Here is an 8,272-nt window from a genome sequence, read left to right as displayed (position 1 = left end):
GCCCGGGACGGTCTTGTTCACGCCGGTGACGGGCTGGTTCTCATCGAACGAGGCGATCGGCCGCTTGAACCCGCGCGTCAGGACGATCAGGTACACCACGCCGATGCTGGTCCAGATGAGACCGCCGATCAGCGCGTGCGCGTCGAGGTTCACCCACAGCAGACCCGTGAGCAGCATGCCGATCGCGGGCATCACGATGTAGCGGAAGATGTCGCCCGGCGTCTTGCGCAGGCCCTTGCGGATCGCGAACCACGCGATCACCGAGATGTTCACGAACGTGAACGCGATGAGCGCGCCGTAGTTGATGTACGCGGAGATCTGTTCCAGCGTGAACGCGATGGCGAGCAGGCTCACGACGCCGACGATGATGATCGAGATCGTCGGGGTGTGCGTCTTCGGGTTGATGAACCCGAAGATCCGGCGGGGGAGCACGTTGTTCCGGCCCATCACCATGAGCATGCGCGAGACCGAGGCGTGCGAGGCCAGCCACGAGGCGAGCGTCGCCGCGAAGCCGGCGGCGGTCAGCACGGCCTGCAGCACGGGGCCGCCCACCTGGACGCCGATCTCGGGCAGCGTGCTGTCCTCGATCGCCTCCTGGGGGAAGGCCGTCGAGTCGGGGAACCGCAGCTGCGTGAAGTACGCCGCGACGAGGAAGATGACGCCACCGGCGATGAGCGTGAAGAGGATCGCGCGCGGCATGATCTTCGGCGTCTTGGCCTCCTCGGAGTACATCGACACCGCGTCGAATCCGATGAAGGAAAAGCACACGACCGTGGCGCCGGCCAGGACCGCGCCGAACTGCACGTCGCTGTGGGCGAAGGGCGCGAGGGACACGGGCGTCCCGGCGCCGGCACCGCCGACGAGCTGCACGATCACCATGACCACGAAGACGGTCATCACGAGGATCGAGAAGACCAGCAGGATCATGTTGACGTTCGACGTCCCGCGCATCGTCAGGTAGATGACGCCGGTGACGCCCGCCGTGAAGACGACGACCCAGATCCAGCCCGGGACGTCGGGGAACAACGCCTCCATGTAGCTGCGCAGAATGAGCGCGTTCACCATCGGCAGGAGCATGTAGTCGATGAGGGCGGTCCACCCGACGACGAAGCCGACGCCCGGGTGGATCGACTCGCGCGCGTAGGTGTACGCGGAGCCGGCGCTCGGGATGACGCGCACCATCTTGCCGTAGCTGATGGCGGTGAAGACGAGCACCACGAGGGCGAGCGCATACGCGGCGGGGACGACGTTGTTGGTCTTGTCGGCGACGAGGCCGAAGGTGTCGAAGACGACGGTCGGGGTCATGTACCCCAGGCCGAGCCCCACGATCGACCACAGGCCGAGGGTGCGGGCGAGCTTGGCTCCCGAGCTGGACGGGGGCGCCACGGCGGCGCCGATGTTCTCGTTCGTGGCTTCTCCTAGGAGGGAGGGTCGGAATCGGGTGGATCCGACCGGGCGAGTGGTTGTCGGGGTGGTGCGGCGGTGCACCGCTCCGTTCGGGAGCGGGTGGGGCGGGAGCGGATGCCACCGGGGTGGGGTGGCATCCGCTCCGGGTCAGAGGCGCGTCCAGGCCTCGGTGAGGACGGAGCGGAGGATCTGTTCGATCTCGTCGAATTCCGACGGACCGATGGTGAGCGGCGGAGCGAGCTGGATCACGGGGTCGCCGCGGTCGTCGGCACGGCAGTACAGGCCGGCGTCGTACAGCGCCTTCGAGAGGAAGCCGCGCAGCAGCCGCTCGGACTCGTCGTCGTCGAAGGTCTCCTTGGTGACCTTGTCCTTGACGAGTTCGATGCCCAAGAAGTCCCGTCGCCGCGCACGTCGCCGACGATCGGGAGGCGAGGAGCTTCTCGAGCGGTCAAGCGAAGACGGGGGAGTTCGTACGGGACGTCTCGAACGCCCCTCCTCCTCGAACCGTCGAGGTTCTCCATCGCGACGGCGGACGAGACCGGGTGGCCGCCGAACGTGTAGCCGTGCGGGAACGAGGCGTCGCCGTGCGCGAACGGCTCGTACACGCGGTCGCTCACGATCGTGCCGCCGAGCGGCGAGTACCCGCTGGTCACGGCCTTGGCGAACGTGATCATGTCGGGCTGGTAGCCGTACGCCTCCGCGCCGAAGTAGTAGCCGAGGCGGCCGAAGGCGCAGATGACCTCGTCGCTGACGAGCAGCACGTCGTACTTGTCGCAGATCTCGCGCACCCGCTGGAAGTACCCGGCCGGGGCGGGGAAGCAGCCGCCGGCGTTCTGCACGGGCTCCAGGAACACCGCGGCCACGGTCTCGGGACCCTCGAACTGGATCATCTGCTCGATGCGGTCGGCCGCCCACAGCCCGAACTCCTCGGGCGTCCCTCCGCCGAAGCCGGACTCCGCGGCGCGGTAGTAGTTCGTGTTGGGGACGCGGAAGCCGCCCGGGGTGACCGGTTCGAACATGTGCTTCATCACGGGGAGCCCGGTGATGGCGAGGGCGCCCTGGGTGGTGCCGTGGTACGCGATGGCGCGGGAGATCACCTTGTGCTTGGTGGGCTTCCCCTGCGTCTTCCAGTACTGCTTGGCGAGCTTGAACGCGGTCTCGACGGCCTCGCCGCCGCCGGTGGAGAAGAACACGTGGTTCAGGTCGCCGGGGGCGAGGTGCGCGATGCGGTCGGCCAGTTCGATCGCCGCGGGGTGCGCGTACGACCACAGCGGGAAGAACGCCAGCTCCTCGGCCTGCTTCGCGGCGGCCTGGGCGATCCGGCGGCGCCCGTGGCCCGCGTTGACGACGAAGAGGCCCGCGAGGCCGTCGATGTAGCGCTTGCCGGCGGCATCCCAGATGTGATGCCCCTCGCCCTTGACGATGATGGGGACGCCCGGGCCCTCGGTCATGACGGACTGGCGCGCGAAGTGCATCCAGAGGTGATCGCGCGCCTTCGTCTGGAGGTCGGACTGCAGGTCGATTTCGTGAAGCGTCATCGCGTTCCCCAGTTGTAGAGCTGTCGGTGGAGTTTCAAGTACACGAACGTCTCGGTCGCGACCACGTCGGGCAGCGACCGGATGCGGTCGTTGAGCAGGTCGATGAGGTCGTCGTCGCTCTCGCAGACGACCTCGACGAGGAGATCGAAGGAACCGGCCGTGGAGACGACGTAGATCACGCCCGGCAGTTCGGCCATCTCGGCCGCGATCACGCGGGTGTCTCCCGACACCCGGACCCCGATCATCGCCTGCCGCGCGAAGCCGAGCTGCAGGGGGTCGGTGACGGCGACGATCTGCAGGACGCCGGCGTCCTGCAGCTTCTGCACTCGCTGCCGAGTCGCCGTCTCGCTGAGACCCACGGCCTTGCCGATCTCGGCGTACGAGCGGCGGCCGTCTTCCTGCAGCTGCTCGACGATGGCCTTCGACACGCTGTCGAGGACCGGACGCCGTTCCGCGGAGATGCTCATGATGTGGCGACGGTATCAGCGCTCGTGCCGGTTACTCAATGATGAAATCGAGACTTATTCAGGTGTAACACCGCGGAAACCGTCGTTCCTGGGCCTTTCGGTGCCGAACGGGGCCGGTCGTCCCACCGCGTGCCAAGCTGGGCGGGCGACGAAGGGGAGGGCCGCGCATGGCCGACGGTGACATCAGGGCGGGTCTTCGGGCTGCCCTGGAGCGGGACGACGCGTCGCTGCGCCTGCGCGCGGCGATGGATGCCGGGACCCGCCCGAACGACGCCTTCATCGCCGTGCTGGTCGATCGCTGCGCGGTGGAACCCGACTTCTTCGTCCGCGACATGCTCACGTGGGCGCTCACGCGGCACGACCCCGCACTCGTCATCGCCGCGATCCTGCCCGAACTGGGTTCGCCCTTCCCTCAGGCCCGCAGCCAGGGCCTGCACACCCTGTCGAAGATCGGCGACCCGACCACGTGGGCCGCGATCACGCCCGCCCTCCTGCACGACGAGGAGACCGCCGTGGCGCGCGCGGCGTGGCGGGCGGCGGCGGGACTCGTCCCGGATGCCGAGCGGGCGGCGCTCGCCGACGCGCTCGCGCACCACCTCGGCCAGGGCGACATCGAGACGCGCCGCAGCCTCAGCCGCGCGTTCGTCATGATCGGCGAGGAGGCGCGGGCCGCGATCGACGCGGCGGCGGAGTCCGACGACGAAGCGGTCCGGGTGCACGCCCTCGCGACGCGGGCGCTGATGGACGATCCGGATGCCGGTTTCGAGGGTGCGGTCGACCACGCGCGGCGTGTGAACGCCCAGCGCAACGCGCCGACGGGACCGGCCGCTGGCCCGGACGCGGAGCAGCCGACGCCGGACGCCCCCGGGGAGACGGGGGCGCCCGGCGACTGACCCGTGTCAGGCCAGGCTCGACATCACGTGCTTGATGCGCGTGTAGTCCTCGAAGCCGTAGACCGAGAGGTCCTTGCCGTAGCCCGAGTGCTTGAACCCGCCGTGCGGCATGTCCGAGACGAACGGGATGTGGGCGTTGATCCACACGCAGCCGAAGTCGAGATCGCGGCTGAAGCGCAGCGCGCGGCCGTGTTCCCGGGTCCAGACGGATGCCGCGAGCGCGTACGGCACGCCGTTCGCCATCTCGAGCGCCTCGGCATCCTCCTCGAACGCCTGCACCGCGAGGACCGGACCGAACACCTCCTGCTGCACCAGGTCGTCGTCCTGGCGGAGGCCCGTGACGATCGTGGGCGCGAAGAAGCAGCCGGTGTCGCCGACGCGGTGTCCGCCGGTCGCGACGCGCGCGTGCGGCGGGAGGCGGTCGACGAAGCCCTGGACGCGGGCGAGCTGGTCGGGGTTGTTCACCGGGCCGAAGAACGCGTCGGGGTCGTCCGGCGCGCCCACCTTCACGCTCTCCGCGACGTACGCCACCAGACGCTCCACGAGCTCGTCGTGCAGCGACGCGTGCACGAGGACGCGGGTCGCCGCCGTACAGTCCTGCCCGGCGTTGAAGAACGCCGCCTGCGCGATCCCCGCGGTCGCGGCGTCCAGATCGGCATCCGGGAAGACGATCGCGGGCGCCTTGCCACCGAGCTCGAGGTGCACGCGCTTGACCTGCCGAGCCGCCGACTCGGCGACCTGCATGCCCGCGCGCACCGACCCGGTGATCGCGACGAGCTGCGGGGTGGGGTGCTCCACGAGCGCCCGGCCGGTCTCGCGGTCGCCGAGGACGACGTTGAACACCCCCGCCGGCAGGATCTCCGCGGCGAGTTCGGCGAGTCGCAGGGTCGTCTGCGGCGTCGTCTCGCTGGGCTTCAGCACGACGGTGTTCCCCGCGGCGATCGCCGGCGCGATCTTCCAGATCGCCATGTTGAGCGGGTAGTTCCACGGCGTCACCTGCGCCACGACACCGATGGGCTCGCGGCGCACGTAGGACGTGAACCCTTCGGCGTACTCCGCGGCCGCGCGTCCATCGAGGTCGCGCGCGGCGCCGGCGAAGAAGCGCAGCTGGTCGACCGACTGGTCGATCTCGTCGGCGACGAGCGTCGCGCGGGGCTTCCCGGTGTCCTCGGACTCCAGGTCGGCGAACTCCTCGGCGTGGTCGGCGAGCGCGTCGGCGAGGCGGAAGAGCGCGAGCTGGCGCGCGGCCGGAGTCGTCAGCCGCCACGACGCGAAGGCTCGGGATGCCGCCTGGAAAGCGGCATCCACCTCCTCCTCGGTCGAGCACGGGGCCTGGGCGTACACCTCGCCCGTCACGGGGCTCACGAGGTCGAGGAGCCGCCCGGTCGACGGCGTGAGGACGCCGTCGACCAGGTTCGTCAGCGTCTTCACGCCGCGGCCGCCTCGTCGGCGACGGACAGGGCCTCGTCGATGATGTCGAGGCCGCGGACGAGCTCCTCCTCCGTGATCACCAGCGGCGGGGCGACGTGCACGCGGTTGAAGTGCGTGAACGGCCACAGTCCGGCCTTCTTGCACGCCGCGGCGAAAGCGGCCATCGGGGCGGCGTCCGCTCCGGCGGCGTTGAACGGCACGAGCGGTTCGCGCGTCTCGCGGTCGCGCACGAGTTCGATCGCCCAGAAGAGGCCGCGGCCGCGGACCTCGCCGACCGACGGGTGCTTCTCGGCCATCTCGCGCAGGCGCGGACCGACGACGCGCTCGCCCAAGTCGCGCACGCGCTCGAGGATCCCGTCGCGACGGAACACCTCGAACGTGGCGATGCCGGGTGCGCACGCGAGCGGGTGGCCCGAGTAGGTCAGGCCGCCAGGGAAGGTCACGGTGTCGAAGTGGTGGGCGATGGCATCCGAGATCACCACTCCACCGAGCGGCACGTAACCGGAGTTCACGCCCTTCGCGAAGGTGATGAGATCGGGGACCACGTCGAACGCGTCGACGGCGAACCACTCGCCGATGCGCCCGAAGCCGACCATGACCTCGTCGGCGATGTAGACGATGCCGTACTTGTCGCACAGCGCGCGGACGCCCGGGAGGTAGCCGGGCGGCGGCACGAGCACGCCGTTGGTGCCGACGACGGTCTCCAGGATGATCGCGCCGATCGTCGAGGCGCCCTCGAGGATGATCGTCTGCTCGAGGTGCTCGAGCGCGCGGGCGGTCTCCTCCTCCTCGGAGGCCGAGTGGAACGCCGAGCGGTACGCGTACGGGCCGAAGAAGTGCACGACGGAGGCGTCCGCGGGCTCGTTCGCCCAGCGCCGCGGGTCACCGGTGAGGGTGATCGCCGTGGAGGTGTTGCCGTGGTAGCTGCGGTACATCGCGAGCACCTTGCGCTTGCCCGTGACCAGGCGCGCCATGCGGACCGCGTTCTCGTTGGCATCCGCTCCGCCGTTGGTGAAGAACACCTTCGAGAAGCCCTCGGGCGCCACCTCGGCGATGAGCCGCGCGAGCTCGCCGCGCGTGCCGTTCGCCATCGCGGGCTGGATCGTGGCGAGTTCGCCCGCCTGCCGCTGGATCGCCGCGACGAGGTCGGGGTGCTGGTGCCCGAGGTTCAGGTTCACCAGCTGCGACGAGAAGTCGACGTAGCTGTTGCCGGCGTAGTCCCAGAACGTCGAGCCCTCGCCGCCGGCGATGGGCAGCGGGTCGATGAGCGCCTGGGCGCTCCAGGAGTGGAAGACGTGCGCGCGGTCGTCGGCGCGGACCTGCGCGTCGGCGGCGAGGTCGGGGGAGGTGAGCGTCATGATGCGTTCCTTTCCGGATGCCGTGCGGTCAGTGGTTGCTGGGGAAGCCGAGGCTGATCTGGCTCTCGCTCGGGTCGGGCCAGCGCGTGGTGACGACCTTGCTGCGGGTGTAGAAGTGGATCGACTCCGGCCCGTAGATGTGCGAGTCGCCGAACAGCGAGTTGCGCCAGCCGCCGAACGAGAACGCGCCGACCGGGACCGGGATCGGCACGTTGACGCCGACCATACCGACCTCGATGTCGAACTCGAACTGGCGGGCCGTGCCGCCGTCGCGCGTGAACACCGCGGTGCCGTTGGCGAAGGGGCTGGAGTTGATGAGCTCCACGGCCTCGTCGTAGGTCTTCACGCGGACGACCGAGAGCACGGGTCCGAAGATCTCGTCGTCGTACACCTTCATGCCCGGGGCGACGCGGTCCACGAGCGAGACGCCGGTGAAGAAGCCGTCGCCCTCGAACTGCTGCGTCGTGCCGTCGACGACGACCTCGGCGCCCTCGGCCGCCGCTCCCGTGACGTACGAGGCGACCTTGTCGCGGTGCTCGCGCGTGATGAGCGGACCCATCTCGCTCGTGGCATCCGTTCCGGGGCCGATCTTCAGACCCTCGATACGGGATGCCACCTTCTCGACGAGCGCGTCGGCGACATCGTCGCCGACGGCCACGAGCACCGACACGGCCATGCAGCGCTCGCCGGCGGAGCCGTACGCGGCCGAGACGGCGGCGTCGGCCGCGGAGTCCAGGTCGGCGTCGGGCATGACGACCATGTGGTTCTTGGCCCCGCCGAGGGCCTGCACACGCTTGCCGTTCTCGGCGGCGCGCGAGTAGATCGACTTCGCGATCGGGGTGGAACCGACGAAGCTCACCGCGCGGACGTCGGGGGAGTCCAGCAGTGCGTCGACCGCGACCTTGTCGCCGTGCACGACGTTGAGGACGCCGGCGGGGAGCCCGGCCTCTTCGAACAGCTTCGCGAGGAAGAGCGACGCGGACGGGTCCTTCTCGCTCGGCTTGAGGACGACCGTGTTGCCGCACGCGATCGCCGAGGCGGTCATCCACAGCGGCACCATGACGGGGAAGTTGAACGGCGTGATCGCCGCGACGACACCGACGGGCTGCTTCACGGAGTGGACGTCGACACCGCGGCTGACCTGCTCGGCGTGCTCGCCCTTGAGGAGGTGCACGAGG

6 protein-coding genes and 1 pseudogene are annotated in these 8,272 nt (G+C 69.7%); 1 reads left to right on the top strand and 6 read right to left on the bottom strand.

The annotated features are described in order from the left end of the window. From I5G_RS04705 to I5G_RS04695, 3 genes and pseudogenes are all read right to left on the bottom strand, one after another. Positions 1-1,338 (bottom strand): APC family permease (locus I5G_RS04705; RefSeq protein ID WP_036326301.1); only part of this gene is annotated, 1,338 nt, incomplete at its 3' end. 216 nt (positions 1,339-1,554) lie between these two features. Then, positions 1,555-2,945 (bottom strand): annotated as a pseudogene (locus I5G_RS20655) (aspartate aminotransferase family protein). Next, positions 2,942-3,412 carry an Lrp/AsnC family transcriptional regulator gene (locus I5G_RS04695; protein WP_022878024.1) on the bottom strand — a complete coding sequence of 157 codons (471 nt, stop codon included), beginning with the start codon at positions 3,410-3,412 and terminating at the stop codon, positions 2,942-2,944. The pseudogene I5G_RS20655 and the gene I5G_RS04695 overlap by 4 nt, the downstream one beginning before the upstream one ends. A gap of 167 nt (positions 3,413-3,579) precedes the next feature. On the opposite strand from I5G_RS04695, the gene I5G_RS20650 reads away from it, so the two are divergent. Then, the gene (locus tag I5G_RS20650) at positions 3,580-4,305 is read left to right on the top strand and encodes a HEAT repeat domain-containing protein (protein ID WP_022878023.1); all 726 of its coding nucleotides are present in this window, start codon (positions 3,580-3,582) and stop codon (positions 4,303-4,305) included. A gap of 6 nt (positions 4,306-4,311) precedes the next feature. Here I5G_RS20650 and I5G_RS04685 read toward each other — a convergent pair whose 3' ends face one another. The 3 genes from I5G_RS04685 to mmsA form a co-directional block, all read right to left on the bottom strand. Further along, positions 4,312-5,736, bottom strand: a complete 1,425-nt coding sequence (locus tag I5G_RS04685; RefSeq protein WP_022878022.1) for an aminobutyraldehyde dehydrogenase — start codon at positions 5,734-5,736, stop codon at positions 4,312-4,314. Then, a complete protein-coding gene (locus tag I5G_RS04680; RefSeq protein WP_022878021.1) occupies positions 5,733-7,094 on the bottom strand; it encodes an aspartate aminotransferase family protein in 1,362 nt (453 codons plus the stop codon). Before I5G_RS04680 ends, I5G_RS04685 begins: the two co-directional genes overlap by 4 nt. Before the next feature lie 28 nt (positions 7,095-7,122). Next, positions 7,123-8,272: CoA-acylating methylmalonate-semialdehyde dehydrogenase (gene mmsA / locus I5G_RS04675; protein WP_022878020.1), on the bottom strand; the 1,150-nt coding region annotated here is incomplete at its 5' end.

The sequence above is a fragment of the Microbacterium sp. B19 genome, from assembly GCF_000333395.1.
GTDB lineage: Bacteria > Actinomycetota > Actinomycetes > Actinomycetales > Microbacteriaceae > Microbacterium.
The sequence above is the reverse complement of the archived record's forward strand: the minus strand, read 5'-3'. Positions and strand labels throughout refer to the sequence as shown.